The 26035-nt window shown below is 62.9% G+C and carries 28 protein-coding genes; 10 read left to right on the top strand and 18 right to left on the bottom strand.

Annotation, left to right across the window (positions count from 1 at the left end; all coding sequences use genetic code 11):
• Positions 1-86 precede the first annotated feature (86 nt).
• Complete coding sequence (locus tag JGU71_RS03030; RefSeq protein ID WP_199701802.1) at positions 87-992, top strand: alpha/beta fold hydrolase; 906 nt, start codon at positions 87-89, stop codon at positions 990-992.
• Positions 993-1001: 9 nt separating this feature from the next.
• Here the strand turns inward: JGU71_RS03030 and map are convergent, their stop codons facing one another.
• Positions 1002-1772: a type I methionyl aminopeptidase gene (map, locus tag JGU71_RS03025; RefSeq protein WP_199702842.1), complete on the bottom strand. Its 771-nt coding sequence runs from the start codon at positions 1770-1772 to the stop codon at positions 1002-1004.
• Between the two features lie 86 nt (positions 1773-1858).
• On the opposite strand from map, the gene JGU71_RS03020 reads away from it, so the two are divergent.
• Entirely contained in the window at positions 1859-2125 is a 267-nt protein-coding gene (locus JGU71_RS03020; RefSeq protein WP_199701800.1) for a helix-turn-helix domain-containing protein, read from the top strand.
• A gap of 15 nt (positions 2126-2140) precedes the next feature.
• On the opposite strand, the gene JGU71_RS03015 is transcribed toward JGU71_RS03020, so the two are convergent.
• The 3 genes from JGU71_RS03015 to JGU71_RS03005 are packed head-to-tail and all read right to left on the bottom strand — an operon-like array spanning position 2141 to position 6215.
• The gene (locus JGU71_RS03015; RefSeq protein ID WP_199701798.1) at positions 2141-3196 is read right to left on the bottom strand and encodes a threonine aldolase family protein; all 1056 of its coding nucleotides are present in this window, start codon (positions 3194-3196) and stop codon (positions 2141-2143) included.
• A 4-nt stretch (positions 3197-3200) separates the two neighbouring features.
• The gene (locus JGU71_RS03010) at positions 3201-4001 is read right to left on the bottom strand and encodes a HugZ family pyridoxamine 5'-phosphate oxidase (RefSeq protein ID WP_199701796.1); all 801 of its coding nucleotides are present in this window, start codon (positions 3999-4001) and stop codon (positions 3201-3203) included.
• 30 nt (positions 4002-4031) lie between these two features.
• Positions 4032-6215: a VWA domain-containing protein gene (locus tag JGU71_RS03005; protein WP_199701794.1), complete on the bottom strand. Its 2184-nt coding sequence runs from the start codon at positions 6213-6215 to the stop codon at positions 4032-4034.
• A gap of 45 nt (positions 6216-6260) precedes the next feature.
• Between JGU71_RS03005 and JGU71_RS03000 the strand changes: the two genes are divergently transcribed.
• The 4 genes from JGU71_RS03000 to JGU71_RS02985 all read left to right on the top strand — a co-directional run bounded on the left by JGU71_RS03000 (position 6261) and on the right by JGU71_RS02985 (position 8933).
• The gene (locus tag JGU71_RS03000) at positions 6261-6704 is read left to right on the top strand and encodes an SRPBCC family protein (protein WP_199701792.1); all 444 of its coding nucleotides are present in this window, start codon (positions 6261-6263) and stop codon (positions 6702-6704) included.
• Between the two features lie 93 nt (positions 6705-6797).
• The gene (locus JGU71_RS02995) at positions 6798-7820 is read left to right on the top strand and encodes a fused (3R)-hydroxyacyl-ACP dehydratase subunits HadA/HadB (RefSeq protein WP_199702841.1); all 1023 of its coding nucleotides are present in this window, start codon (positions 6798-6800) and stop codon (positions 7818-7820) included.
• Positions 7821-7835: 15 nt separating this feature from the next.
• A complete protein-coding gene (locus tag JGU71_RS02990; protein ID WP_199701790.1) occupies positions 7836-8492 on the top strand; it encodes a nitroreductase family protein in 657 nt (218 codons plus the stop codon).
• Between the two features lie 75 nt (positions 8493-8567).
• Positions 8568-8933: a DUF1801 domain-containing protein gene (locus JGU71_RS02985; RefSeq protein WP_199701788.1), complete on the top strand. Its 366-nt coding sequence runs from the start codon at positions 8568-8570 to the stop codon at positions 8931-8933.
• Positions 8934-8937: 4 nt separating this feature from the next.
• Here the strand turns inward: JGU71_RS02985 and JGU71_RS02980 are convergent, their stop codons facing one another.
• The 4 genes from JGU71_RS02980 to JGU71_RS02965 form a co-directional block, all read right to left on the bottom strand.
• Entirely contained in the window at positions 8938-9951 is a 1014-nt protein-coding gene (locus JGU71_RS02980; protein ID WP_307829471.1) for a sigma-70 family RNA polymerase sigma factor, read from the bottom strand.
• Complete coding sequence (locus JGU71_RS02975) at positions 9948-10607, bottom strand: class I SAM-dependent methyltransferase (protein ID WP_199701785.1); 660 nt, start codon at positions 10605-10607, stop codon at positions 9948-9950. The genes JGU71_RS02980 and JGU71_RS02975 overlap by 4 nt, the downstream gene beginning before the upstream one ends.
• A 29-nt stretch (positions 10608-10636) precedes the next feature.
• Positions 10637-11482, bottom strand: coding sequence for an alpha/beta fold hydrolase (locus JGU71_RS02970; protein WP_199701784.1), 846 nt, complete (start codon positions 11480-11482; stop codon positions 10637-10639).
• 95 nt (positions 11483-11577) lie between these two features.
• A complete protein-coding gene (locus tag JGU71_RS02965; RefSeq protein ID WP_199701783.1) occupies positions 11578-12861 on the bottom strand; it encodes a glycosyltransferase in 1284 nt (427 codons plus the stop codon).
• Positions 12862-13001: 140 nt separating this feature from the next.
• On the opposite strand from JGU71_RS02965, the gene JGU71_RS02960 reads away from it, so the two are divergent.
• Positions 13002-14339: a cytochrome P450 gene (locus JGU71_RS02960; RefSeq protein ID WP_199701782.1), complete on the top strand. Its 1338-nt coding sequence runs from the start codon at positions 13002-13004 to the stop codon at positions 14337-14339.
• Position 14340: 1 nt separating this feature from the next.
• On the opposite strand, the gene JGU71_RS30340 is transcribed toward JGU71_RS02960, so the two are convergent.
• The 3 genes from JGU71_RS30340 to JGU71_RS02945 all read right to left on the bottom strand — a co-directional run bounded on the left by JGU71_RS30340 (position 14341) and on the right by JGU71_RS02945 (position 16576).
• Complete coding sequence (locus JGU71_RS30340) at positions 14341-15186, bottom strand: VOC family protein (RefSeq protein ID WP_307829470.1); 846 nt, start codon at positions 15184-15186, stop codon at positions 14341-14343.
• Between the two features lie 6 nt (positions 15187-15192).
• Entirely contained in the window at positions 15193-15711 is a 519-nt protein-coding gene (gene msrA / locus JGU71_RS02950) for a peptide-methionine (S)-S-oxide reductase MsrA (RefSeq protein ID WP_199701776.1), read from the bottom strand.
• A gap of 100 nt (positions 15712-15811) precedes the next feature.
• Entirely contained in the window at positions 15812-16576 is a 765-nt protein-coding gene (locus tag JGU71_RS02945) for a trans-aconitate 2-methyltransferase (protein ID WP_199701774.1), read from the bottom strand.
• A gap of 41 nt (positions 16577-16617) precedes the next feature.
• Here JGU71_RS02945 and JGU71_RS30160 point away from each other — a divergent pair, with 41 nt between their 5' ends.
• Positions 16618-17286: a DUF4232 domain-containing protein gene (locus tag JGU71_RS30160; protein WP_307829469.1), complete on the top strand. Its 669-nt coding sequence runs from the start codon at positions 16618-16620 to the stop codon at positions 17284-17286.
• Here JGU71_RS30160 and JGU71_RS02935 read toward each other — a convergent pair whose 3' ends face one another.
• Together JGU71_RS02935 and JGU71_RS02930 are read right to left on the bottom strand one after the other, a co-directional pair.
• Positions 17287-17622: a hypothetical protein gene (locus JGU71_RS02935; protein ID WP_199701772.1), complete on the bottom strand. Its 336-nt coding sequence runs from the start codon at positions 17620-17622 to the stop codon at positions 17287-17289. It lies immediately after the preceding gene.
• Positions 17623-17770: 148 nt separating this feature from the next.
• Positions 17771-18184: a winged helix-turn-helix transcriptional regulator gene (locus JGU71_RS02930; protein ID WP_307829468.1), complete on the bottom strand. Its 414-nt coding sequence runs from the start codon at positions 18182-18184 to the stop codon at positions 17771-17773.
• 138 nt (positions 18185-18322) lie between these two features.
• On the opposite strand from JGU71_RS02930, the gene JGU71_RS02925 reads away from it, so the two are divergent.
• On the top strand, positions 18323-19762 hold the full coding sequence (locus JGU71_RS02925; RefSeq protein WP_307829467.1) for an MFS transporter: 1440 nt from the start codon (positions 18323-18325) through the stop codon (positions 19760-19762).
• A gap of 27 nt (positions 19763-19789) precedes the next feature.
• On the opposite strand, the gene JGU71_RS02920 is transcribed toward JGU71_RS02925, so the two are convergent.
• Complete coding sequence (locus JGU71_RS02920) at positions 19790-21133, bottom strand: HNH endonuclease (RefSeq protein ID WP_233528586.1); 1344 nt, start codon at positions 21131-21133, stop codon at positions 19790-19792.
• Between the two features lie 99 nt (positions 21134-21232).
• Here JGU71_RS02920 and JGU71_RS02915 point away from each other — a divergent pair, with 99 nt between their 5' ends.
• A complete protein-coding gene (locus JGU71_RS02915) occupies positions 21233-21625 on the top strand; it encodes a VOC family protein (RefSeq protein ID WP_199701770.1) in 393 nt (130 codons plus the stop codon).
• A gap of 9 nt (positions 21626-21634) precedes the next feature.
• Here JGU71_RS02915 and JGU71_RS02910 read toward each other — a convergent pair whose 3' ends face one another.
• The 4 genes from JGU71_RS02910 to JGU71_RS02895 are packed head-to-tail and all read right to left on the bottom strand — an operon-like array spanning position 21635 to position 26033.
• On the bottom strand, positions 21635-22114 hold the full coding sequence (locus tag JGU71_RS02910) for a carboxymuconolactone decarboxylase family protein (RefSeq protein WP_199701769.1): 480 nt from the start codon (positions 22112-22114) through the stop codon (positions 21635-21637).
• A complete protein-coding gene (locus tag JGU71_RS02905) occupies positions 22111-23208 on the bottom strand; it encodes an NAD(P)H-dependent amine dehydrogenase family protein (protein WP_199701768.1) in 1098 nt (365 codons plus the stop codon). The genes JGU71_RS02910 and JGU71_RS02905 overlap by 4 nt, the downstream gene beginning before the upstream one ends.
• 40 nt (positions 23209-23248) lie before the next feature.
• Complete coding sequence (locus tag JGU71_RS02900) at positions 23249-24586, bottom strand: condensation domain-containing protein (protein ID WP_199701766.1); 1338 nt, start codon at positions 24584-24586, stop codon at positions 23249-23251.
• A complete protein-coding gene (locus JGU71_RS02895; protein WP_199701764.1) occupies positions 24567-26033 on the bottom strand; it encodes a condensation domain-containing protein in 1467 nt (488 codons plus the stop codon). The genes JGU71_RS02900 and JGU71_RS02895 overlap by 20 nt, the downstream gene beginning before the upstream one ends.
• Between the last annotated feature and the right edge of the window lie 2 nt (positions 26034-26035).

Here is a 26035-nt window from a genome sequence, read left to right as displayed (position 1 = left end):
TTCGGAAGGCCACCCTCGCGATCTGGACAAACCCGTCACGCAGCGCTTGGATGAAATCCGGCCACTGACGAAGGTGATGATCAGCAATGGACAGCGCGCCTGCGCCCAGCGGAGAAACCACGACGGTACTGACTCCTGACGGTCGCAACCTCGCGTACGTCGAAGTGGGAGATCCCGACGGACCGCTTGTTCTGCACAATCACGGCGGACCCAGCAGCCGTCTGGAAGCACGCCTTTTCGCACGTTTTGCGGCGACGAATCGGCTGCGGTTCGTCTGTGTCGACCGACCAGGAATTGGCCAATCCAGTCCGCAACAGAAACGCACCTTCGCTGGCTGGGCCGACGACCTCACGGTCGTCGCCGACGCGCTTGGCTACCAAGAATTCGGTGTGACGGGATGGTCGGAAGGCGGTCCTTGGGCACTTGCGGCAGCCGCCTACATCGATCCCGCTCGACTGCGTCACGTCAGCAGCATCGCTGGTGCAAGCTATGGAACGTTCGGGGATAACTCTGCAGCGCAGTACCTTTCGAAGGTAGACGCGATGGGCGGAGCACTCGCCCTGCGTTTCACGCCTGCCTTCCGACTCATGTACATGACTCTTGGCCTCACAGCCAAGCGCTTCCGCAAAACGTACTTCAGCCAACTGGACAAGGCCGTCAATAGCTACGACAAGGAGATCGTGCGTCGGCCGGATTTCGAATCCGCCTTCTACGACGCGACCGTCGAATGCTTCGCTCAGGGGTCCGGGGGATTGGTTCGTGACGCCATCCCGTTGTATCGGCGATGGGAATTCGATGTGACAACGATCGAACGGGAAGTCCATATGTGGCAGGGTCTGGATGACCTTCTGGTCCCTGATCCGATCAACAAAGCGGTGGCTGATCGAATGCCCGGAGCTGTGTGGCATCCAGTCGACGGCGCCGGCCATTTTGTTGCGATCGGCGCCGGTGACGACATCTTCGCCATCGCGGCCAAGGAACTGGGTGCGTAACGTCTCCAGCTATGCAGTGGGCAGCGTGAGCACCGTGGGTCCGTCGTCGGTGACAGCAATCGTGTGCTCCGAGTGTGCCGTTCGAGATCCGTCTGCCGATCGGATTGTCCAACCGTCGTCGTCGAAGACGATCCGGTCCGTCGTCTGGGCCAGCCACGGCTCCAGTGCCAGCGTCATTCCGGGCCGGAGTGTCAGCCCGCGGTTGGGTCGGCCGCTGTTGGACACGTGCGGATCCTCGTGCATCGTGCGGCCGAGTCCGTGGCCGCCGAATTGGGTGTTGACCGAGTATCCGTAGTCGGTGCAGACCGATCCGATGGCACACGAGATGTCGCCCAACTTGTTTCCGGGTGTCGCGGCGGCGATTCCAGCAGCCAACGCAACTTCGGTGGCATCGATCAATCGCGCATCGGCTGGATCGGCTGTTCCGACGATGAGGCTGCGCGCCGAGTCGGCGACCCAGCCGTCGATCGAGACCGCGAGGTCCAGGCTGAGCAGATCGCCGTCGCGCAGGGTGTAGTCGAACGGAAGTCCATGCAGCACAGCGTCGTTGACGGACAGGCAGATGACGTTGCGGAAGGGTCCGCGGCCGAACGACGGTGCGTAGTCCCAGTAGCAGGAAACCGCTCCACGTGCGTCGATCATCGTTCGCGCGTGCTGTTCCAACTCGAGGAGGTTGACGCCGGGCTTCGCGCGTTCGCCGACGGCGACGAGCACGTCGGCGACGAATGTGCCGGTGATCCGCATTCGTTCGATCTCTGCGGGCGACTTGAGTTCCAGCATTCGTGCCTCTCGGAGTGTGATCTGCATCGGTATTTTAATACCATCGCACGCTGGTATTAAAATACCAACTCGGCTAGGCTTCGGCCATGGTAAGACGCCCTCTCACTCCCGAACAGTTCAGCGCAGGCAGACGTCTCGGGTCGATGCTGCGAGACGCAAGGGGCGAGCGTGCGCTAACCGAAGTTGCTACGGCCGCAGGCATATCGCCGGAAACGTTGCGCAAGATCGAAACCGGAAGAATGCCGACGTCGTCGTTCGGGACGATCGTCGGTCTCGCTGCGGCGCTCGGGCTGCCGATCCAGCAGCTCGCGGACGCGTGGCTGGCCGATGCTGCTGTCGCGGCGACCGCCTGAGCCTGCTGCAGGCGATCAGCGCGACAGTTCCGCCATGATCGTGTCCACAAATGCGTCGACGTCGGCTTCGGTTGTGTCGAACGAGCACATCCACCGCACCTCGCCGGCGGCACGGTTCCAATCGTAGAAGCGGAACTTCTCCCGAATTCGGTCTGCTGCCGCATTGGGGAGTGCGGCGAACACCGCGTTGGCTTCGGTCTTCTGCGTGAACGACAGACCCTGCGGCGCAGCGGCTTCGAGGCGCTCGCGAAGTCTGGCCGCCATCGCATTCGAATGCCCCGCCGCACGGAGATAGAGGTCGTCGGCGAGGAGAGCGATGAACTGCGCAGAGATGAATCGCATCTTCGACGCCAATTGCATCGTCGACTTGCGGAGATATCGCAGGCCGTCCGATGCCGCCGGATCGAGTACGACAACAGCCTCGCCGAACAGCATTCCGTTTTTTGTCCCGCCGAAGCTGACGACGTCGACGCCTGCCGCGGAGGTGAACTCGCGGAGCGGAACTCCAAGCGCGGCAGCGGCATTCGAGATTCTGGCACCGTCGAGGTGCACTTTCATGCCGCGGTCGTGCGCATGATCGGCGATGGCTCGAATCTCGTCGACCGTGTACAGCGTCCCGAGTTCGGTGGTGTTGGTGATGCTAACGGCCAATGGCTGCGCACGATGTTCGTCGCCCCAACCCCATGCCTGACGATCGACGATGTCGGGCGTCAGCTTGCCGTCGGGTGTATCCACCGTCAGCAACTTCAGGCCGGTCATTCGCTCGGGTGCGCCGCCCTCGTCGGAATTGAGGTGTGCTGTTGTTGCGCAGATGATTCCGGCCCACCGGGGAAGCATCGACGTGAGCGCAATGACGTTGGCGCCGGTTCCGTTGAAAACGGGAAACGTCTCTGCCTGCTCGCCGAAATGCGAGCGCATCACGGCGGCGAGCCTGCCGGTGTAGTCGTCCTCGCCGTAGGAGACCTGGTGGCCGAGGTTGGCGTCGGCTATTGCTTCGAGGATCTCGGGGTGAGCGCCGGCGTAGTTGTCACTTGCGAAACCACGCGAGGACGGATCGTGAAGTCGGGTCACCCGATCAACTCCGACGTGCCCGCTGCGCGAGATCGACTGTGGCTGCACGGAGTTCGCCGATCGAATCGATCGGCTTCGAGTATCCGACCCGCGTCATCGCGACGCCGCGTGGTGTAGTCACCCGCAGATCCAAGCCGTACCGGTCGGCGCCTACGCAGGTCGCCTCGGTTGCATCGGGGAAGCCGCCGAGCTCCTGGACCATGGCGAGCAACGAAGCGCTGTGGTCGTCGTTGAGGTGAGTGATAGCTCCCGCAGCCTTCGGCACGACAGGATCCGGTGTCGCCGCGGAGTACGCCTCGGCGGTCGCCGAATCCATTCGACCGTAGCCGCCGACCCACCGCACACGCTGCACTCGCAACACCCAGAGTGAGAAGTCGGAGAAGTCGACGTAGATGTGTGCCGCAGGCACCGCGGCGAGGTGGGCTGCGCGCGCGGCGGCCAACTCGTCGCCGCTCGGGCGTTCGACAATCCCGGCCAAGGTGATGCGGGTGCTCGCAAGTGGATCCGCCGGTTGGTCGGGCGTCACGATCGCAAGGCTCGCACGAGGATCGCCCGCAAGATTTCGGCCGTGCTCGGCCATCCGAGACACACACAGGACCGGTGCGCCATCGAGCAGACCGTAGGTCACGAACGACGCCCACGGATCACCGCTGCTGGTCAGACTCGCCAATGTAGCGACGTTGGTCGATGCAGCCAGAGTTCGCGCCTCTTCGGCTGCTGATGGTCGCGCGGAATCTGCGACTGGAGTCAACGGCGGCGGGACGGTCGGTGCGTCGCCGGGGTCGCCGTGATCGAGGTTGGCCATGTCGGAAACGGTACGCCGCGGTCGGCAAGCTCAGCTGTCCAGTAGCTCTGCCACTACCGAGGAGAGCTGGTCGGCGTTGCGGCACTCGCACATCGTTATCTGCTCGCGGTATGCCTCCGCGGCCGAATCTCCCGTGCCCCAGCGGCTTCGAGGTTCAGGATTGAGCCACCGAGCGTGCTTGGCGGACGCGACAAGATCACGGAGCACCGCAGCACGCGGATCGCTGTAGTTGCTGCGTGCGTCGCCTATGACGATGAGCGATGTTCTCGATGTCATCGCATTCGGGTACGCGGAGGCGAACGATTCCAGAGCGCGTCCGTAGTCGGAACGGCCGTCGATGTCGATAGCTGCCTCGGAGTTCAGCTTCGCCACTGCGACTCGTAGGTCGGTGCCAGGCGCGAAGAGGTCGGTGACCTCGTCGACCGTGTCGATGAAGGCGAAGATCCGCACTCGGGAGAACGCCTTGCGTAGTGCGTCGACGAGGATGAGTGTGAAGTAGCTGAACTCCGCGACCGAACTCGACATATCGCACAGCACAACGAGTTCGGGCTTCGCGATCCGCGGCTTGCGCCGCACGAGCGTGATCGGAACACCGCCCGTCGACATGGACCTGCGCAAGGTCGAACGCAGGTCGATCTCACCCGCCCGCGCCCGGCGTCGCGTGGTTGCCTGGCGAACCGCAAGTGTGCGGCCGAGGTCGACGACCGCCCTACGGACCGCGGCGAGTTCGGACGTGTCGCCAGCATCCGGCTCGTCCATCCCCGCCGTCCTCGGGACCGCGTATCGCGCGACCCGGTCCCGGCCACGACGCTGTGCGACCAGCCTGTTGGTCTCCAACGTCACGGCGCGCTGCAGTAGGTCCAGCTGCGCCTGCGCGGTCCGTTCCGCGATGACCGAACTCATCGCGGTAGGTGGTAGGCCCGCCGCGATGTGCATTGCGATCCGGTTCGTCGTCTCCGCGGTGTCGAGTCCGCGCATCGCCTGCATGGCGGAGTAGGAATCGCCGTCTGCACTTCGATACTCACCGAACTCCGAAACCAGATCGGCTGCAATGCTGCCGACCGCATCGCCGAATGCCGAGGCGTCCAGGTCGTCGGACGCTGCCGCCATTCGTTCCGCAAGTGCGGAGGGGGTGGTGTCCTTGTCGCGATCCGTCCGACGATCGGGTCGTGCGACGGCAAACCACAGGTCGAAAAGCGCTGCGAACGTAAGTAATTCGACTTCACGATGCACCAAGGTGGCACACAGGGCACCGCGTACCTGACCGCGGTCGTACAGATCGATGCACTGCAGCGCTGCCACGGCGTCGACGAGTGCGGCTGGCCCGCAGGGCAGGCCGTTGTCCCGGAGCGCATCGACGAACCCGATCACATGATTCAAAAGTCCACGGCGGCGCAGCGAGTCGAGCAGGTCGTGCCACCCGAGTTCGGTCGGATCGGCCGACGACTGTCCGGCGGTGTCGCGTGTGATCGCGAAGCCAGCTTCGGCGTCCGGGATCCTGTACGCGAGGATTCGACGCTCCATCCCCGAACTCGGGTTGGGTAGCCGGCTGAAGTGACACCGCCGCCGAAGCGCTTCCGACAGTTCGCGTTTACCACCCGAGGTGAGGATGACGAGTGGTCGCCGAACGGCAGACACGGTGCCGTACTCGCCGATGGTGATGGCGAAGTCACCGAGTACCTCGAGCAGCAGCGCATCGAACTCGATCTGTGCCTTGTCGACTTCGTCGACGAGTAAGACGGTCGGTTGCTCGCTTCGCAGTGCGGTAAGCAGCGGGCGTTCGAGTAGAAACTCGTCGGAGAAGATGCCGACGTCGACTGCGTGGGTCGAACTTTGCAGCCGCAGAATCTGTTTCGCGTGATTCCAGGCAAACAGGGCCTCCTGTTCGCCGACCCCTTCGTAACATTGCAGCCGAATCAGACGAGCGCCTGCGCTCTGCGCAAGTGCACGCGCCAGTTCGGTTTTGCCGACGCCGGTGTTTCCTTCGAGCAGCAACGGCCTACCGGTGAGGTCGGCCAGATGGACCGCGAACGCTGTTTCTCGGCTGGCGATGTATCCCACGTCCGCGAGACCACTACGGATCTGTCGTGAATCGGTGAACAGTGGGACAAGATCTTTGTCCTGCAGACCGATAGGCCGAACGGTCTGCCCGACACGCGGCAGTCTGCCCAACGTTCGGGCGAGTGAACGTCGTCGTCCACCGATTCTTGCCACGCGGACAACGCTACCGGGTGGCGTCACTCGCCTAAACTGACGTGCGTGACCAGACTGACAGTCGAACGCAGAATCGCAGCGCCTCCGGCAGCCGTCTTCGATTGGCTGACCGACGTCAGTAACTACGTGCAGACGCGGACAGTGATCCGTGCCCGCCGAACCAAAGATGGCGAGGGCGCGCTCTACGGCGTCGGCGCGATCAGGGAGATAACCGCGGTCGGCGCCTGGTTCCGCGAGTCGATCACGCACTACGACAGGCCGAACGAGTTCAGGTACCTCATCGTCGAGTCGATCCCGGCGATCGAACATCGCGGCGGCAGTGTGCAATTGACGCCATTCGAGAACGGCACCCACGTGACGTGGACGACCGAATACGAGTTGCCACTTCGGTCCGGCGGAGCATTGTTGGCGGCCGCGATCGCCCCGATCCTCGAGCGCTCGTTTCGCTCGATCCTTGCTGCGGCCGACAGATCGCTGACGCGCCGATAAGCGGCGAACTTACCAGCGGGTAGATTCGCTGGGGTGGAATCATCCGGGGAAGCCGCACAAGAGACGTTCGATCCTGCCGAGCACGCGCTGGCGATGGTCGGCAATCACTATCGAACCGCAGACGCTTACGAGGTCGGCCGCGAGAAGATCCGCGAGTACGCAAGGGCCGTCCAGGACGAGCACCCGGCGCATCGAAGCGAAGATGCCGCGAACGCTCTTGGGTACGACGGCCTGCTTGCGCCGCTGACCTTCTTCTCCTTGGTCGGAATGTTGTCGCAGCGACACCTTCTCGAAACCATCGCCACCGGCTACGACCTGAGTCAGATCCTCCACACCGACCAGGTTCATCAGTACCACCAGCCGATCAAGGCAGGCGACCGACTTGTGTGCGACGTCTACCTCGACTCGTTCCGCCAGATCATGGGACGCGACATGATGGTCACCAAAAACGTGTCGACCAATCAGAACAACGAGTTGGTCCAGACGACCTATACGACGCTGTTCGTCGGGCGTAGTGGCGAGATCGACGAATCCATCGCCGCGATGGTCGACCGAATCGTCATGCACGACATGTCCAGTACCGCGCTCAGCGAGCAGGCGGAAGCCGAGGCCGCGGCCGGCCTACTCGACGACACGACAGCACCCGCGCAGCCCATCGACCCGCCGATCGTCGTCGAGCGTCCGTCGGCGGCAACGCAGCGGTTCGACGACGTTGCGGTCGGTGATGAGCTGCCCGCCAAGGTGTTTCGCGTGAGTCGGGGCGATCTCGTCAATTACGCGGGTGTCGTCGGGGATGTGAATCCGATCCACTGGCACGAGGAGTTCGCGAAGGCAGCGGGGCTGGAGAACGTCGTTGCCCACGGCATGCTGACCATGGGTCTCGGCGGCAGCTACGTGTCGTCGTGGCTCGGTGATCCCGGTGCGGTGAAGGAGTACACCGTTCGCTTCACAAGTCCGGTGTACGTCGACTCGAGCGCGCCCGCTGAGATCGAGTACACCGGCAAGGTGAAGTCGGTCGACCCGGAAACGCGTACAGCGGTCATCGCACTCAACGCGACGAACAACAACAAACGCATCTTCGGCCACCGAGCGAACGTAACGGTGCAGCTAGCCTGAGCTTTACAGTGAGCTATGACCTCGTACCCGGTTCTGGATCTGACGCCCGACGAGTTGCTCTCGACAACGCGAACCGTACGCAAGCGGCTCGACCTCACCAGAGACGTGCCGATCGAGTTGATCAAGGAATGCCTGCAGATTGCGTTGCAGGCACCGTCGGGCTCGAATCGCCAAGCGTGGCAATGGATCGTCGTGACAGATGCCGAAACACGCGCACGGCTCGGACAGATCTATCGCGAGACCACCGAGGCGTATCTCGCCTCGCGTGCATCGGCGGCAAAATTGTTCGCCGACGATCCGGAGCGCGCGAAGGTGCAACACCGAGTAGGTGACAGCGTCGCCTGGCTTGGCGAGCGAATGGGCGAGGTGCCCGTCCTGGTGATTCCATGCATCAAAGCCGGAACGACGTTGCCAGCGGGAAACCAGGCCGGTCTATGGGGGTCGCTGCTCCCCGCAGCGTGGAGTTACGCGCTGGCCGCACGTGCCCGTGGCCTCGGGACAGCGTGGACGACACTGCATCTGGAACGTGAAGCCGAGGTCGCGGAGTTGCTCGGCATACCGCCCGGTTACCACCAGGCTGCCTTGATCCCGACGGCCTACTACACCGGCGAGACGTTCAAGCCCGCTGCGCGCGAGCCCATCGACTCGGTCCTGCATATCGATCGTTGGTGAAATTCGTAGTCGCGTGTATGTCGAAAACAGGCATCGCTGTTCGACGTATTGGTAACCACTACCAAAGGACACGCGATGGCGACCACCAAGACAGTCACCGACTACCTCGACGAACAGCCCGATTCGCTGCGTGCAATCGGAATACCGGTACAGGAACTCATCGACTCGACCATGCCGCCCGGTGTTGCGGCGATCTGGCACGGGCACGCAACGTGGAGTCTGGGTGGCGCACCAGGCAAGACGCCGGTGTGCTTGCTGAAGGTGTATCCGAAGCACATCACACTCGGCTTCTGGCGAGGCCAGGAGATCGAGGACGTATCCGGCAGGTTGGCACCGAGCGGCAGTGGTCGAATGGCGGTCGTCAAGCTGCGGACGTCGGCCGATATCGACATCGAACTGTTCGAAGACTGGCTTCGGCAGGCCTGCGCCTTGGACGCGTGAACGCCTACGCCACCGACGAGGGCAGGCCGAACCCGTCGAAATTCTCGGCTCCGATGAACGTCGTTACCTCCGCGATTCGGTCTCCGCGCAGCGTCAGCACATCGATCGCGAAGCTCACGTGGGTACCGGCAGCCTCGTTCCATAGATACGAGCCCACCGCAGGCTGACCGTTCGCGTGAGTCGGCAGCCGACGCCACGCACCACAACTGTCGAGTGGGACTTTCGTTGCGAAGTCGGTGACGGCGTCGAGACCGCGGTACCAATGCGCCAACGGGGGCATCGACCAGGTGACATCTTCGGTCAGCAGCGCGACGAGGGCATCGGCGTCCCCGCGCTCGAGCGCGGACGAATAGCCGGCAACAACCTCCCGCATCCGCAGATCGCCGATGTCGCGCAGCGTCTGCTGCTGAGTAGCCGCAGGAACCGTCTCCGACACGATCCGACGCGCGCGCTGCAAGGCACTGTTGACCGACGCAACGGACGTGTCCATCGTCGTAGCTATCTCGGCAGCGGAGAAGCCGAGCACCTCGAAAAGCAACAGCGCCGCACGCTGATTGCCCGGAATATGTTGCAGCGCAGCAACGAACGCGAGTTCGACAGCTTCCCGCTGTTCGTACCGAGCGGGTGGACCCGCAGGATCGTCGGACAGCCCCGAATCCGGGTACGGCGTGAGCCACGAGATCTCGGTCAGCGGGATGTCGCCGAGGACCGCATGATCGCTCGACGGACCGAGGTCGACCGGCAGTGCCCGCTTCTTTCGACCTTCGACCAGGTCCAGACAGGTGCGCGTCGCGACGGTGTACAGCCAGGAGCGAAGGGAACTACGGCCTTCGAACCGGGGGAGACCACGCCACGCCCGCAGCAGAGCGTCTTGCAACGCATCGTCGGCGTCGTGCGTCGAACCGAGCATTCGATAGCAGTGCGCATGGAGTTCGCGCCGCCGAGGTGCGACGAGGCGGGTGAACGCGTCGTCGTCGCCGCCACGGGCCAGTGCGAGATCGTGGTCGTGATCGCTCACGACGAGATGTGGTCGCTGCGAACGAAGACGGCGCGCCACCGAGACTCGACTTGCTCGAGGGTCTGCACTTGGAGACCAGCACGCGCGAACGATCGGATCTCGGTTTCCGTGAGCGGCCACGGTGGTCCGTCGACCTGTTCGCCTTCGCCACGGATCCCTGCGACGACCAGTAATTCTCCGCCGACTGCGACGAGTCGCCTTAGTTGTTCGATCGCTTTGGCACGCACCGACACCGGCATGGATTGGACGGTGAACGACTCGACCACAAGATCGAAATCGGCGTCCCACTCGGCTGGCGGATCGAGCAGATCCGCACTGCGGTATTCCACGGCAGAATCCGGAAAACGCTTCTGCACCAGTTCGATTGCGGTGGGGGAGATGTCGAATGCCGTCGTTTCGAACCCGAGGGTCGAGAAGAACTCCGCGTCGTAGCCGGGGCCGCAGCCGACGACGAGCGCGCGCCGGCAACTGCCGACCACCTGCCGTTCTGCAGCCCAATCCACGAGCAGTGGATTGGGCCCGCCGCGATCCCACGGTACGACGGCTGAGCCGGTGCTTGCCTCCGCATACAGGCGTTCGAACCAACCTGTCGGATCGTCCTGTGCCAAGGACTGCGCGGCAAGTCGATTTGCGTCGGCCTCACGATCGGTGGTCATAAGTCCAGTCTGGCACGCTGCCTTTCGGATCAACCGCCCCGCAGGATGCTGTGCAGGAGTTCGGCCAGGCGAGGCGCGAATGCTGTTGGGTCGTCGGCAAATCCGGTATGTCCACCGGGGAAGGACGTCAGTTCTGCGCCGATCGCTTCGGACAGCGCGGTCGACGTGCGCACACACAATTGCCCGGTCGACTCTGCGCCCACCCCGACGACGATGGTCGTCGGTACTGCACAGAGCAGATTCAGGTCGGGAACCCAGGTCGTGCTCGGCAGCAGTTCGTGCGCGAACCACCTGGCTTCGTCGGCCGCCTGCTGTGGTTCGGGGTCGTTGCCGAACATCATCATGAACACCTCGTCGGGCAGCGCAATGTTGGCAGCCGCCATGAACTTGCGCCACGCACCGACGCGGTCCCCAGCTGCGTACGTCGCAATCATGTCCTCGGTGTTCGCGTGCAGTTGGGCACGGTCTTCGAGCAATTCGTTCAACGGCGGTTCGTGCGCGATGACAGCTCGCGCAAGGTCGGGCCGGGCTTGCGCGAAGGCCAGCGCGGTGATCGCGCCGCCACTCGACCCGAAGACGGTCGCAGGGCCGGCATCGATGTGCGTCAGCAATCGAGCCAGATCGTCGGCTCGCAATTCGGGCGTCGAATCCCGTGTCGGGTCTGTGACCGGGCTGCGGTTGATGCCGCGGGGATCGGCCGTGAGGACGGTGAACTCGCCGGCAAGCAGGTCGGCGATCGGAGCAAACGAGTCTGCGTGCATCGGCGCGCCGATCAGTGCGACCAACGGCCCGGATCCGCGGACCTCGTAGTGCAACCGAGCTCCGGGGACTTCGAGTACGTCGACGACGGGGGTGACGGTGGATGTGGTGGCCATGGGTCCTCCAGCTGCCGGGGGGAATGTTTGTCGTAGGTAAGACCCCCGGTATCCGCAGAACTCATCGCTGCCGGCCAGATTTCTACTTGGCTTTTCTACTTCGCGGCGTGCGCTTCCACGATGTCCGCAACCGTGGCACACGCCTGGGCCGACTTCGCCAGCTGCGCTCCCATGTCACGCGCATGCTCGATTGTCGAGTCCTCCAGCAGCACACGTAGGCCTGATTCGAGCGTGGCAGCATCGAGTTTGGTGAAGCGGACATGCGATCCCAAGCCGAGTCGTTCGACCTGAGTGCCCCACATCGGTTGTTCGAAAGACACCGAACACACCATCGTCGGCAAGCCCGCGCGCAGACTTTCGAACAACGTGCCGACGCCGCCGTGATGAACGGCTCCGGCGCAGTGCTGAAACACGATGTCGTGTGCGAGCGCTCCGACGATCTTCACGTGGTCTCCCGTTGCGGCGTTGGCGCGATCGAGGTCACTCCACCCCGCGCTCACCAGCGCCCGCTGGCCGAGTCGGCGAGTCACGTCGTCGACCTGCGCGACGACGGTGGCAGCGTCGCGAATGGGCATGCTGCCGAACCCGAAGTAGATGGGCGGGGGACCTGCCGTGATCCACGACAGCACGTCGTCGTGTGCGTCAGCGAGTTCGCCGACCGCTTCGCGGGTTGCCCGGGTCAGCTCGAGGAAGCCGGTGAAGGGCCGTTGGCCTGCCCATTCGTCCGCGAGCCCCGGGAGGAGCACCGGGTCGTAGATCTGCACTTCGGGCACGCCGTCCCTGTGCAGCGCCGCCGCGACGGACTGCCGCGTGGACGGTAGATCCAGCTTCGCGCGAAGTTTGTTGAGGTACTTCATGAACACGACGCGCCGAACGTTCTCGGCAACCACCCACGTCGCGCTGTTCACCGGACCCGGCGGACTCCACTGAGCAGGAAGACCGTTCGGGAACGGATATTTGCTGTTCTTGCGGCACGGGAACGTGTGCAAGCTGATCAACGGTATCGACATCGCTTCTGCGATCGATTGCCCGCGATCTTCCGTCATCGTCGTCGACACGATCAGGTCCGCGCCGCTGCACACGTCGATCATCTCGTCGTCGAAGCGATCCGCGTATTCCGCCATCTGTTTTGCGACCATCGGCATGAGCTTGAACGTGCTGCCGGACGCGAGAGCGCGTTGACCTTCGTCGGATTCGTACAGCTTCTGCACGTCAGGGCCACACGCTTTGGTTTTCAGGCCCGCACGCGTAGCGAATTCGACCAGATTCGGTGGTGCTCCGATCACTACGTCGTGTCCGCGTCCCTTCAGTTCGACACCGAGTGCCACGGCAGGTTGGACGTCGCCGCGGGTTCCCGCTAACGGCAGCGCAATTCGCATCGGCTCTACTTTCGGTCGGGTTGAGAGATCGGTTTGTCATAGGTGGACTCGGCCGGTTTGTTATCAAGACGACTGTTGGAGACGATAGTTAAAGAAGGGGGTGGACGGGTGCCCGTGCGACTAGTGGCGGAGGATTTCACATGACGGACCAACTTTCGGGTGTACCTGTTGCTCCCGATCGATTGCCGCTCATCGGCCACAGCGTGGCCATCATCCGCAACCCGCTCGAATTTATGGCGTCACTGTCCGACGTCGGCGACGTCGTACAGATCTTTCTCGGTCCGCGCCCGGTGTACTTGGTCACGACGCCCGAGTTGATTCGACAGGTCAGCTTGAACGAGAACAATTTTCGACGCGACGAGCTGGCCGAGTCGATCAAGGACATCTGCGTCAACTCGGTGAACATCCTCACGGGCAAGGAGCACGAGCTACGTCGAAGGATGATCGCGCCCGCCTTCAAACAGGCAAGGCTCGCCGACTACGCCGTGGTTACAGCCGAGATCGCGAACAGGTGGGCCGCGTCCTTCGAAGACGGTCAGGATGTCAACCTGATGTCGTCGGCGCATCGTGTTGTGTTGGAGACGGTGTCGTCGACGTTGTTCACCGGTGATTTCACCGCGCATGCGCAGGACCAGATCCGCGAAGACATTCCGTGGCTGCTAACCGAGGTCGTGCGACGAGGATCGCTGCCTGCGAGTGTCCGGAATGCACGGCTTCTCGCGAACTGGCGTTTCAAAGTCCGATCGAAGCGGCTACGCGAAGCGATCGGCGAGGTGGTCACGCAGTATCGGCGCAACGACACCGATCAGAGCGATGTGCTTTCTGCGTTGATCCGCCATACCGATCAACTCACCGGCACAACCCTGTCGGATGAGGAGATCATCGACGAACTGATCCTCGTAATGGCGGGAGGCGTCGGTTCGCAGGCGTCGCTGCTCGGCTGGATCCTGCACGAAGTCATTTCCAAACCCGACGTGGCGGAGAAGTTGTACCGCGAACTCGACGACGTCGTCGGTGCCGGACCTGTACGGCCGGAACATATTCCGGCGCTTCCCTACCTGCGTCTCGTACTGCGCGAAACGCTACGGATGTGGGCGCCGTGGGTGAGCACCCGTACGACAAACGGCGAAGTGACACTTGGGGATCGGACTCTGCCGGACGGAGCGATCGTTGCCTACAGCCCGTACATGATCCATCGCGACGACGAATACTACGAGAACGCAAACGATTTCGATCCCGAGCGCTGGACCCCTGAACGAGCGGCGACCGCGGAACAGCGCACGTCGTTCACCTTCGGTATCGGACCACGGCGTTGCCCGGGCAACCACTACTCGATGCTGGCAATCTCGATCCAAGCGGCGGCGTTTCTCGCGCGCTGGCAGCCCGTCGCAGATCCCAAGTACGTCGTGAAGCCGTCGAACAAGGACTTCGTGCTGTCACCGTCCGCAGTTCCCGTGCGAATGCGTTTGCGCGCCTGAGTCAGTCGCCGGGCGGCGTGAACTGGCTCGCGGTGAAGACGGCGCCTTGTGGATCGCGTATCAGTGCGTCCTTCGTCCAGTCGGTGTCTTCGGTCGTCAGGATGGTGGCACCGAGGCGCTGTGCAATCGTGACAGTCTCGTCGCGGTCGGCAACCGTGAAGGCAACGTGCCAGTGCGGTGGCTCGCCGTCCTGGACCGGTGCGAGCCAACCGATGGCGTCGGAGAATCCGGGCGGCACCAGCTCGCCCGATTGCCGTTCGTAGATGTCGGGATCGACGGTCGCGGCCAGGTGCTCGCCGTAGCCGGGCTGCCGAATCATCGTCGCGTAGCCGATATCGTCGAACGACCAGCCGAACACCTCTGTGTAGAAGGCGATCGCAGTCGTCGAGTCACTGGCGTGGAGGTTGCTGAAGTTCCACGATCCAGGTGTGTTGGTGACTTGGGCACCCGGCCGTCGCTTGGCCTGCCACAGCCGAAACCGAGCCCCGGTCGCGTCGGTGCAAACCACAGAGATTCCGCCCTCGCCGGCAGGCGTAGGAGGATCGACGATGCGCCCACCGGCGGCCGTGACACGCTCGGAAGCGGCGTGCGCGTCATCGACCGCCACGTAGGTATTCCACGAAGAGTCCGCGGTTGTGCTTGTCTCGGGTGGCTGCGCCGGTCCGCCGATAGCAGCTACATCCTTGCCGTCGAGTTGAGCGATGGCGTAGCGGAACGGTGATTCGGGCGGGGTCGCATCGGTAAACGTCCAGCCGAATACGCTGCCGTAGAACATCTTCGCGCTTTCGACGTCATTTTGCTCGACGTCGATCCACGACGTGATGCCCTCGGGGTAGGTCCGAATCACGACTCGTTACCCGACCTGCGCGCTCCGCACCGGCAGCTTCCAGCCGGGTCGAATGAAGTGGCAGGTGTAACCGTCTGGATAGCGCTCGAGGTAGTCCTGATGCTCGGGCTCGGCTTCCCAGAAGTCGCCTGCCGGGCTCACCTCGGTGACAACCTTTCCTGGCCACAGACCGGAGGCGTCGACGTCGGCGATCGTGTCGAGCGCCGTTTCCTTCTGCGCGTCGTTCGCGTAGAAGATCGCGGAACGGTAGCTCGCGCCCATGTCGTTGCCCTGTCGATTTTTGGTCGACGGGTCGTGGATCTGGAAGAAGAACTCGAGCAGCGTTCGGTAGGTGATCTTCTCTGGATCGAAAGTGATCTCGATGGCCTCGGCATGGTTGCCGTGGTTGCGGTAGGTCGCGTTCGGAACTTCGCCGCCGGTGTAGCCGACACGCGTCGAAATGACACCCGTCTGCTTGCGGATCAGGTCCTGCACACCCCAGAAGCAGCCGCCTGCGAGGATGGCCTTCTCGTGTGCAGTGCTCATACAGTGCTCTCCTCGTTCGAGTTTCTCCGATTACCCATACAGACTGATCAACACCAGTGCCTGCTCGGATAGTCCTTCACCTCGTCCAGGCTAGTGACAGTTACCGAACCTGCGCCACAACGAAGATCCGCCGGAACTCGTAGAAGGTCGAACCGTCGGGTCGCCTCGGGTATTCCTGGTCGAGCAGCGGCACCAACTCGTCCCGAAATCGACTCCAGTCTTCCTCGGAGAGTGCAGCTTTGACGGGAACGAGGGCAGTGCCCTTGATCCATTCGAGAACCGGATGCGCACCGTCGAGTTGCTGGATGTAGGTCGTCTCCCACGCGTCGACCGAACATCCTGCGTCGCTGAGCAGGTCGGCGTATTCGGTTGGCGTGTCCACCACTTTCCCGACGCGAAACGGTATGTCCGACAGCTGCGGAAGCCAGCGTTCGGTACTTGCGAGCTCGCGCACGGCCGCGTGTGACGGGGCGTCGAAGTTGCCGGGAACCTGGATGGCGATCCAGGCTTGCGACGGAAGCAGGCCTGCCCAGCGCCGGATCAGTTCACGATGCTCGGGGATCCACTGCAATGCTGCGTTGCTGACGAGGACGTCGGTGTCCGGTTCGGGAGTCCAGTCCCGCAGATCCAGTACTCGAGCGTCGAGACCGAGTAGGCGTGCAGCGTCGACCATCTCCGGCGAGCTGTCGACCGCTTCGATCGTTGCCTCCGGCCACCGCTTCGCGAGGCTGACAGTGAGATTGCCTGGGCCGCAGCCCAAGTCAGCAACTCTACGGGGCGCGGTCGCTCCGGTCCTCGACGTCAGTTCGTAGAAGGGTCGGCCGCGATGATCTGCGAACGCAAGATATTGATTGGGGTCCCACATGTGTTTCCACACTCCTACTCCGTCGACGCATTTGCCTCAGTGTGACCGAGACTTCGGCGTACGGTATCGCCGATGAAGGCAAAAGTGGCGTCATCGTGGGTGTTTTCGCGGCGTGTACTGCTGTTGTGATCGGTTGCAGTTCCGAAGGTTCAGGGGAGGCGGTGACGAGCGCTGCGAGTGCTCCGCCTGCTGTGGAGTCGCCTGCTGACGAGTCGCCTGTTGAGGAGTCGCCTGTTGAGGGGTCGCCGAAGACGACGGAAGCCCAGCAGTCGTCGATCCGATGCGAGGCGTCGCAATTGCGGCCCGAGCTCGGTGAGAGCTCAGGGGCCGCGGGAAGTGTCGGATTCCCGATTATTCTTACGAACTCGAGCGACTTGGTGTGTGAGCTGGATGGGTTTCCTGGCGTTTCGTACGCCAACGGACCGAGTGATCCGCCGGTCGGCGCTCCGGCTGAGCGGACTGGCGAACGAGGCGGCGTCGTGCGGCTTGCGCCCGGCGAATCAGCGTCGGCGCTCGTTGTAGCGACGGTCGTCGCGAACTTCCCGGAGGCTGATTGCAAGCCGGTTCCGGTGCGCGGCTTGCGAATCTATCCACCGAACGACATAGGCTCGGTCTACGTCGAACGCGACGGGACCGCCTGCAGCATCGCGGCCCCTGTGACCACTCAGTTGAAGATCGGTCCCGTCGTTCCCGGCCGAAGTGGGCAATAGTTAGTTGGTCCGCCAGATGGCCGGGATCCCGAGAATCGGCGGGATTCCTGCCTGCTGCGGATCGAACAGCACATCGACGGTGTGGCGTTTGCCAGCGGGATCTATTTGGTAGATGTAGTCGACGGAACCGTGGAAGCCGGTCCCACACCACAGATTCGCCGTGCCGTAGGGGCTGATCAGCCAGCGTGCTGATGCGCTGAACGGTGCCCCGACCGTGTTGCTGCACTGGTAATCGGGACCCCAGCGCGGGTCTGCGCTTGCGGAGGGAGCGAGTGCGACGCTCAGGCCGACCGTTGCTGCGGCAACTGCGGTCGCGCAGAGTACGCGGTTCTTCATACGGTTCCTCGATTTCGTGTCGTCAGGCTCGGCACGCTCGAGCCACGGATCGGGTCGGTGGGAGCCTATGAGCAACCCAGCGCGTGCAACAGCCGCTATTTGGAGTGGCTTGTGGGACGTGGGTTATGTCGTGTAGAGCGCGGGTGCGTTACAGCGCGTCACTGACGAGATTGCGATCGTCGTAGTCGGATCGCGCCTTCGCAATTTCGTCCTGGTGCAACTCGGTCCAGGTGACCAACGACTGAATAGTGGCATGCAGCGTGGTCCCGAGCGGGGTCAGGACGTAGTCCACCCGCGGTGGCACGACGGGGTGAACTGTCCGCTCGACGAGCCCGTCGCGTTCGAGTTTGCGCAGCGTCACGGTGAGCATGCGCTGGCTTATTCCGTCGATCATTTTTCGCAGTTCGGTGAATCGCAACGTGCGGTTGTCGAGCAGCGCTATGACGAGGAGCGACCACTTGTCGGCGACCCGATCGAGAATCTGGCGCACCTCGCAGCCCTCGCGCGTGTCCCACTGGAAGGCGTCGTACGGGTCGTCGTACTGGTCACCGACGGTATTCACGCAGTAACCCGGTTCCTTCGAAGTGCCTTCTTCCATAACCTGTAATGGTGCCCGATGATGAGGTCAGTTACAAGAAGTAACTGACCGTCGTAACAGGAACCGGACGGGTTTCTGCATCGGGAGTAGAGGGAGAGTTTTGTGACAAGCCTGTCCTCTCCGGACAAGACAGCCGTCGCGGCCAAGGCCGAACGGATAAGCGGCCGAGGTTGGGCAATTCTGTTCGTCTTGTGTGGAGCGATCTTCTTGGAAGGCATCGACATCTCGATGGTCGGAGTCGCTGTCCCGTCCATTCGTGCCGAACTAGGGATGTCGACGAGTGCGCTGCAATGGGTGGTCGGCGCGTACGTGCTCGGCTACGGCGGCTTTATGTTGCTCGGCGGTCGGTCGGCGGACTTGCTCGGACGCCGACGGATGTTCGTGCTGTGGCTCGGTGTGTTCATCGTGTTCTCAGGACTCGGTGGATTCGCCACCGAGGGATGGATGCTCATCACCGCACGCTTCGTAACCGGCATTGCCGCGGCCTTTATGGCGCCGGCCGGATTGTCGATCATCACCACACGATTCCCGGAAGGTCCGGCGCGCAACAGGGCGGTACTCGTCTACGCCGGAACGGGTGCTGCAGGCTTCACCCTCGGTCTCGTCGTTGGCGGTGTGCTGACCGAAATAGATTGGCGCTGGGTATTTTTCGCCCCCGTAGGCATGGCTGCGGTCATTCTCGTCGCCGCAATCCGGCTGATACCGGTGGAGGCGCGGCCGGTGCCGCGTTCGCTGCAGAGCTTCGATCTCGCCGGTGCGTTCACCGCGACGTCGGCGATGCTCTTGCTGGTGTTTGCTGTCGTTCGTGCACCCGACGTGTCGATCACGTCGACCGTTGTTGCGGCGCTTGCAAGCTCGACGTTCTTTCTTGTCTTCGTCGTGGTCGAAAGGCGTGTTCCTGAGCCGCTGATCCGGTTGGGCATCTTGCGGTCGGGGCCGCTACTGCGGGCGAACGTCTCTGCGATTCTGTTCTCCGGGTCGTTTATGGGGTTCCAGTTCATCCTTGTTCTCTATCTCCAGGAACTTCGTGAATGGTCGCCGCTGCAGACCGGATTGGCGATGCTTGTCTCCGGCGGTGACGCGATACTTGCGCCGACACTCACTCCGGTGCTTGTCAACAGATTCGGCAATGTGCGAGTTGTATTGGGCGGCTTGCTGATCGGTGTGCTTGCCTACGGGCTGTTCGTCCGAGTCGAAGTCGATTGGACTTACGCTGCGATGCTGCCGACGATGGTGCTGATCGGGGTTTCGTTTGCGATGGTCTACGGACCGCTGACCATCGCCGCGACCGATGGAATCGTCGAGAACGAGCAGGGCCTCGCAAGCGCATTGCTCTACACCTCATGGCAATTCGGAACCGCACTCGGCCTTGCCGTCGTAACCGCCGTGCAGGTGGCGGCCCTCGAAGGCAGTGATTCGGCAGAGGGACTACTCGAAAGCTACCGAGCGGCGCTGGTTGTGCCAGTTGTCGCCGTCCTCGCTGCCGTCGTGGTCACCGGATTCGGGTTACGCCGCAGAGCCGGAGATGTCACCGCACCTTGACGAGCCTCGTGGTGCCGAACCTCTTGTCTACGCGGCTTCGATGTATTCGAGGTGCACGCGTTTGGTTGGAAACCAGGCGTCGATTCTGTTGCGCGGCAGAGGGAGTGGTGTCGGTAGGGGTGGAGCTGTGGAGGTGTGTTGATGCCCGGTAGGGGTGGTGACGGTGTAGCTGTGCAGTTCGCCGGGGATGCGTTGGTCGAGTGTTGTGGACCAGCCGTCGGCTTCTTTGGCGTAATTGCACGCTTCGCAGAGTCCTGCGGAATTCTCGTAGGTGGTGTCGCCGCCTTGTGCGACGGATTTTGGGTGGTCGCCGTGTTTGATGGGTGCGTCGCACCAAGGTGTTCGGCAGGTGCGGTCTCGGAATCGGGTCATCCGCAGCATTCCTTTAGGGATGCAGCGCGATTTCGATTCCATCGCGGTCAGAGCTCCGGTTGTGGGGTTGGCGTAGAGCCTGCGGAGTTCGATGGTGGCGTCGGTGTCGTGGAGCCAGTGTTTGACCAGGTCGGCGGGGATGGGACCGTAGCCGGGAACCTCTGCCGCAGCAGGTTTGGTCCCGAGCAGCGCTTCGTCGGAGATGACGATGTTGACGGTCATCGGGACAGCGGTGGCGGTGGACAGTCCAGTGACGCGTTCGACGAGCAGGTCGGCCATGATCTGGGCTTTGGTGCGGTCGTCGCCGCCGGCGGCGACGACCGCGGCGGCGTCGCGCATCAGGGTGGCGTGGACGGTGACGGCTTGTTTGACCGGTAGCAGCGCGGTGACGTAGGCCATGGTGTCGGGTGCGGGTCGGGAGGTGACGCAGCGGTCGTTGGTGGCTTTGCGGGCGCGGCGGACGAGTGCTTCGGTGTCGAGTTCGATCGCGATGGCGAGGGCGGCAGCGGCGATCTGTTTGTCGCCTTTGCCGGCGAGGGTGGTGGGGTCGCTGCAGAGTCTGCGGTCGACGATGCGGCGGTCTTCGCGGCTGAGGCAGGCTGTTTCGCGGACGAGGAGGGTGGCGCGCCATTCGGTGAGGTCGCCGGTGACGAGTCGGTCGAGGGTGTGGGGCATGTCTTCGTCGAGTGCTTGGGCGAAGCCGAGGTGTTGGTTGCCTTTGTGGTGGGAGCAGCGTCGTGCGAGGCCGATCTCGAGGGGGATGCCGGCGTCTTGCTCTTTTTTCGACAGTCCTCGGGCGGCTCGTTCGGTTCGTCGTTCTTTGGCGAGGTCGGCGGTGAGTTTGGCTTGTGCTGCGGTGCAGCCTGACAGGAGTTTGTCGAATTCGGTGATCGAGTCGCTGCGTTCGGCGCAGCTGAGGGTGCGGTCGATGTCTGCGATTTCGGCGCGAATGGCGGCTATTCGCTGGGGGAGTGACTGCTGCTCCTTGGTGTCGAACATGCGTTCTATAATACCCGAATAATGCCGATTAGCAATAGCTTTCAGACGATGGTCATACGAATGCGAGACTCCGCAGACGGCGAATTGTAAGCTCGCTCAATGACATTTTCGATCGACCGCATCGACCACGTTGTCATCAATTGCCGGGATGTCGAGGCGACCGCGCAGTGGTATCGAACGGTTCTCGGAATGACCGTCGAACGATTCGGGCCACGGCAGCGGGTCGCGCTGATGTTCGGTCGGCAGAAGATCAACTTGCGTCCCACTGGTGCCGAAGACTGGCACACAGCAGCGGTCGACGCGGTTGGTTCCGAAGATTTGTGCTTCGTGACTGCCGCTGCGCCACAGGAAGTCGTCGACCATTTCGCAGCGCACGGAATCGAAGTTGTCGACGGCCCGGTCGAGAAGATGGGCGCACTTGGGCCCATGACGTCGATCTACTGCCGCGACCGGGATGGGAATTTGATCGAAGTCGCGCACTACGGCAACTAGCAACCAAAATCAGTGCGTCGGCAACACGCAGACTGTGTCGAGCCCGAGCACGTGGTTGAGCCGTCCGAAGGCGAGCCACGAGCCCAAACACATTGTCAGCTCGACTATTTGGCGTTGGTCGTAGGCCGCCGCCATACGGACCCAAAATTCTTCGTCGAGCCCATGATGGTCGAGGGCATACCGCTCAGCGTATTCGGCGGCCAACCTGGTGCGATCGTCGAAGGCGTCGGTCGTTCGCCAATTCTCAACCGCCTCAGCGAAAGTCGCCTCTACCGTCGTACCGTCGCGTTCGGTTCGCCAGTCCTGGCAGAAGATACAACCGTTGATCTGAGCTATCCGCAGCCGTGCTGCCTCGAATTCTCTGAGACCGAGTGTGGTGTCGGAGTACACCTTCAGCGAAAATTTCGCCGCCGCCGCACCGATGCCTGGCACCATCTCGCCCCACACGTAGGCAATGGGGTCTTTGCCGTCGGGAACGTCGATCATCATGCTGAGGCCATCCTTTTCAACTTGCCGAGCGCCGGTAGGAGAGGTACGTCGAGCGCGTCGTAGATTCCTGGCCCGGCCGACCGGAGCCAGGGAATTGCGTTGACCAATCTGCCGACGGCAGTGGCGTTTCCGCCTGCCGCGCGATTTCCACCCTCGTCGGTCGCCTCGACGCTGATCTCGATGCGCGGGCGTCCTTCGATGATCACCTTGTGGACGCCGTCGCCGCCGTCGGGCGGCAGCGGCCAGTCCGGTGCACACGAGGGATGGATTCTGGTGATGTGTTCGATGACGATCAGCGGTTCTCCCTCGACGATTCCCTGCACCTCGAACCGCAGTGCCCCTTGGGTTCCGGCCTCGAAAGTTCCCATGTTGGGCGTTTCGATCGTGCTGTCGAGTGGCCGCCGCAGCAGCGTCTCGCGAATCTCCTCCAGTTCGACACCGAGCGCGCGTGCAATCAGCCGAATCTGCCCGCCCCACACCATCGTCGGAATCGTCGGTGCGACCATCGGCGCGACGTAGTCCATCGGTTGGCCCATGCCGATGAGGTATCGAACGGAATCTGGTTGGTCGTAGGTCGTGTAGTCGAAGATCTCCTGGCATCGCACGCTCTCGACCGACGACGCGAGGCCCGTGGCGAGGACGGGCAGAATGTCGTTTCCCCAACCCGGATCGATACCGGATACGAACAACGCACCGCCACCATCTGCGACTGCGGCGAGGACCGGGTCGCGGACCTCCTGGGGAGCGGACTGCGGGTCGTACAGCGCATACAACGACGGCGTCACAACTGTGGCGCCGCGACCGATCGCTCTCGTGATGTCGGCGAGTGCGTCGTCCGGACGGATGTCGCCGGACGCGGCGTAGACGACGGCATCGGCGACGGCCAGTGCTGCGTCGATGTCGTTTGTCGCGGCGACGCCCGATGTGCGCCCCAACCCGGCAATCTCGCCCGCGTCGCGTCCTACTTTGTCTGGGTTGTGCACGATGACGGCACCGAGTTCGAGCAAGGGGTGAGCATCGACCGCGCGGATCGCGGCACGGCCGACGTTGCCGGTACCCCATACGACCGTACGAATCCGATCTCGGCTGCTCATGCACTTCACAATAGAACGTGTTGCAGTTTTTGGGGAGAGGCTATTGCACCGCACTTCGCAGCACACGGGACAGGTCGTCGAGAAAGCTCGTCATCGTGGCACGACCAGTCGGTGTGTCGGGATACCGGCTTCGCAGAGTTATGCCATCGTCGGTTCGCGAGAACCAGAACTGCGCGTCGTCGGCAGCGGTCACATTCGAGACATGATGAGCGTCGATTGCGCCGTGCAGTTCGGCACCGGGCAACTTCCGGTAGTCGACGTAGGACGTCATGAAGACGTCGGACCTCGTCGCCTTCAGACCACCCAACACTTCGACAACGCGCGCAAGCGGAATCTCACCCAGCTGCAAAGCATTTCGCAACTCTCCACCATTGCGGCGGAGGGCATCGATGAAATCGGTGCCCGCGGCGACCTCGATGGGCACGTTGGTGGTGAACCACCCGACGGCGTGGTGCCAGTGCTCCGAGCGTCGAGTGTGTACAGGGACCAGCACCGGCATGTACGCGGATTCGCTGGGTGCACAGGCACACTGCGCCATCGCGGTGAGCACCCCCGCGAACACGCTTGTGTTCGCCCGCTGGCAGACCTCCGCGAGACGCTGGGTGTCGTCGGCATCGAGCAGGTGACGAACGTCGGAGCGTTGCGCCGTCGACGAACCCGCCACGATGCCGAGGTCGAGCGGAAAGTTCGGCGGCGCGCAGTCGTTCTTGCGAAGAAAGTCGAGCCACGCGCGCATTCGTCTGTCGTCGGGAGAGACCTTCTCGACGACCGCTTCGGCGGCGCAGTAGTCGATGAAGTCCCCGACATGCGGCAGCGGCTCGATGCTCAGACCGCTGGCATCGGCAAGGTATCCGGAATACAGGTGGTGCAACTCGGCGACGATGATGGCGATCGAGTACGCGTCGACATGCGCGTGGTCGAAGCCGCAGAATACGGTCGACCGCCCTGGCCGATCGATGGCCGACAGCAGGCATGTGGAACTGCCGAAACGTCGGCAATGCGTATCGAGTGCGGTCCGAAGATGGTTACGGATCTCGGCTGACGTGTCGAAGCTACTGTCCTGCAGTTGTTTGAGCTGTACGCGCCGATGCAGTTGCCGCTCGATTCCTTCATCGTTCCGTACGAAGGAATTTCGCAACGCGCCGTGCCGATCGAGGAGCGCGCTGAACGCCTGCTCGAGGGCCTTGCTGTCGATCGGTCCATCGACATCGAAGCCGCCGGCGAGCCACACGCTAGGTCCGTCGGGCGCGTTCAGATGGAAGTTCTGGTTGAACGAAGGCGGCACCGCGGACCTGATCGGTCGGCTCCCGGGAGTCACGACCCACTGCAGAACTGTGCCGGGTTCGGGGGAGTAGCGGTCAATTGTTGTGACGTGCAAGGATCAATCCCTCATCGACAACCGTGGACCGGGGGATCGCGTAGTCGCCGTCCCGCGCGATCGCAGCAATCACACGGTGCAAATGTGTGTGATACCTGGACAATTCGTTCCGAGCCTGTGGCGTGTCCGGAGTCTGGCTGCCGAAGTAGAGATGGCTGTGGTCGCGGTTGATCCACATCGAGGCATTGGCAGTCTCGCCTTCTCCCGTGAAGAGCAATCCTTTCTCGTAGGTGGTCGATCCGACTCCGGGAAACCAACGAAAATCGATGTAGGACAGCATGTGCGGACTCTTCGCCACTTCCTCGGCAGACGCGCCCGACGCCAGTAGTGCCATGATCACAGCCTGCACCGGTACCCGAGCGAGGCGCTTCGAACGAAGGTGGCCATCGTGGGCAAGCGGCACGAGCTCGCGGAACGACGACGCGTCGGCGGTGCGGAACGTTACGGGGGCAAAGTTGCAGAACCAACCCTGCGAAAGCGCGTAGTTGCCGACGTCGCGGCTGTTGAGGACGCTCATGCCGTAGTACTCGGGTCGGCCTGCGAGTTCGTAGTCGGTGATCGCCAGAGCAGCATAGATCCCGCTGATCAGTTTGCCGCCCGCTGCTTTGCACACGGCGTCGAATGCGTCGGTGCCTGCGGTGTCGAGGAGATCGAACTCGACTGGGCGAACGGGCGCGGTCTCACCCGGTGCCAGGCCGAGATCGAGGGCAAACGCCGGCATCGTCGAACCGTGGTTTTCGAAAATCTGCAGCCACTCGGCGAGTTCGGGGGACTCGGCCGTATGAGCTTGTGCGAGTGCATGTTCCGTGCAGGCGTAGTCAGGAAAGCCACCCGTTGGTGCCGACGTGTAGACGCTGGGTTCCGAGCCGTCCACCTCTGCTCGATAGCGATCGACCAACTCCGACAGTGCCAGCACTTGCGATGCTCCGTCGCTGAAAGCGTGATCGCAGCCGTAGTAGATCGTGAAGCTGCCAGGTCGACGGACCGCACCGAAGGCAAACCCTGGCCACCGAACGGACGTCGCTTCGTTTTCGAAACGATGATGGATGTATTCGGCGAAGGCATCGGTGTGTTCGAGTGCGCCCGCACGGTGGACCTCGAAATCGATTGCTGTCGAATCAATCCGGTGTCGAACGATTGCGGGTCCAGCAGCGGAGAAGTAGGTCTGCAAGCCGTCGTGGCGATGCACATACGACGTGAGTGCCCGGGTGAGGGCAGCCTCGTCGAGATCGCCCTCGACCTCGGTGGTGACACCGAGGAAAGCCCTGTGTGGCCCGCCGCGTTGCTGCTTCGCGAGGAAGCCTCGAACGTGGGTCTGCTGCAGGAAGGTCGGTGGATCGGCCTCGGCAGGTGCAGCATCGGCAATCGCCCGCGCTTGCTCGGTCGGACGCCACTCGAGCAGGTCGCCTGGCTCCGGTCGCCAGTTTCGCATCGCCGTTATGATCATCC

This window comes from Antrihabitans stalagmiti, from assembly GCF_016482825.1.
Classification (GTDB): Bacteria; Actinomycetota; Actinomycetes; order Mycobacteriales; family Mycobacteriaceae; genus Antrihabitans; species Antrihabitans stalagmiti.
Note: the sequence above shows the minus strand (reverse complement) of the source record. Positions and strands in the feature narration are given on the sequence as shown.

Excerpts from the sequence above, each read along its gene's own strand:
- JGU71_RS02965 (WP_199701783.1), bottom strand. The coding sequence starts at position 12,861 with ATGCGAATTGCGCTGCCGTTAGCGGGAACCCGCGGCGACGTCCAACCT.
- JGU71_RS02945 (WP_199701774.1), bottom strand. The coding sequence starts at position 16,576 with ATGTGGGACCCCAATCAATATCTTGCGTTCGCAGATCATCGCGGCCGA.
- JGU71_RS02905 (WP_199701768.1), bottom strand. The coding sequence starts at position 23,208 with ATGAGCAGCCGAGATCGGATTCGTACGGTCGTATGGGGTACCGGCAAC.
- JGU71_RS02960 (WP_199701782.1), top strand. The coding sequence starts at position 13,002 with ATGACGGACCAACTTTCGGGTGTACCTGTTGCTCCCGATCGATTGCCG.
- JGU71_RS02985 (WP_199701788.1), top strand. The coding sequence starts at position 8,568 with ATGGCGACCACCAAGACAGTCACCGACTACCTCGACGAACAGCCCGAT.
- JGU71_RS02995 (WP_199702841.1), top strand. The coding sequence starts at position 6,798 with ATGGTCGGCAATCACTATCGAACCGCAGACGCTTACGAGGTCGGCCGC.
- JGU71_RS02975 (WP_199701785.1), bottom strand. The coding sequence starts at position 10,607 with ATGACCACCGATCGTGAGGCCGACGCAAATCGACTTGCCGCGCAGTCC.
- JGU71_RS02920 (WP_233528586.1), bottom strand. The coding sequence starts at position 21,133 with ATGTTCGACACCAAGGAGCAGCAGTCACTCCCCCAGCGAATAGCCGCC.
- JGU71_RS03010 (WP_199701796.1), bottom strand. The coding sequence starts at position 4,001 with ATGGCCAACCTCGATCACGGCGACCCCGGCGACGCACCGACCGTCCCG.
- JGU71_RS03030 (WP_199701802.1), top strand. The coding sequence starts at position 87 with ATGGACAGCGCGCCTGCGCCCAGCGGAGAAACCACGACGGTACTGACT.
- msrA (WP_199701776.1), bottom strand. The coding sequence starts at position 15,711 with ATGAGCACTGCACACGAGAAGGCCATCCTCGCAGGCGGCTGCTTCTGG.
- JGU71_RS03020 (WP_199701800.1), top strand. The coding sequence starts at position 1,859 with ATGGTAAGACGCCCTCTCACTCCCGAACAGTTCAGCGCAGGCAGACGT.
- JGU71_RS02970 (WP_199701784.1), bottom strand. The coding sequence starts at position 11,482 with ATGGCCACCACATCCACCGTCACCCCCGTCGTCGACGTACTCGAAGTC.
- JGU71_RS02915 (WP_199701770.1), top strand. The coding sequence starts at position 21,233 with ATGACATTTTCGATCGACCGCATCGACCACGTTGTCATCAATTGCCGG.
- map (WP_199702842.1), bottom strand. The coding sequence starts at position 1,772 with ATGCTGGAACTCAAGTCGCCCGCAGAGATCGAACGAATGCGGATCACC.
- JGU71_RS02895 (WP_199701764.1), bottom strand. The coding sequence starts at position 26,033 with ATGATCATAACGGCGATGCGAAACTGGCGACCGGAGCCAGGCGACCTG.
- JGU71_RS02990 (WP_199701790.1), top strand. The coding sequence starts at position 7,836 with ATGACCTCGTACCCGGTTCTGGATCTGACGCCCGACGAGTTGCTCTCG.
- JGU71_RS02910 (WP_199701769.1), bottom strand. The coding sequence starts at position 22,114 with ATGATGATCGACGTTCCCGACGGCAAAGACCCCATTGCCTACGTGTGG.
- JGU71_RS02935 (WP_199701772.1), bottom strand. The coding sequence starts at position 17,622 with ATGAAGAACCGCGTACTCTGCGCGACCGCAGTTGCCGCAGCAACGGTC.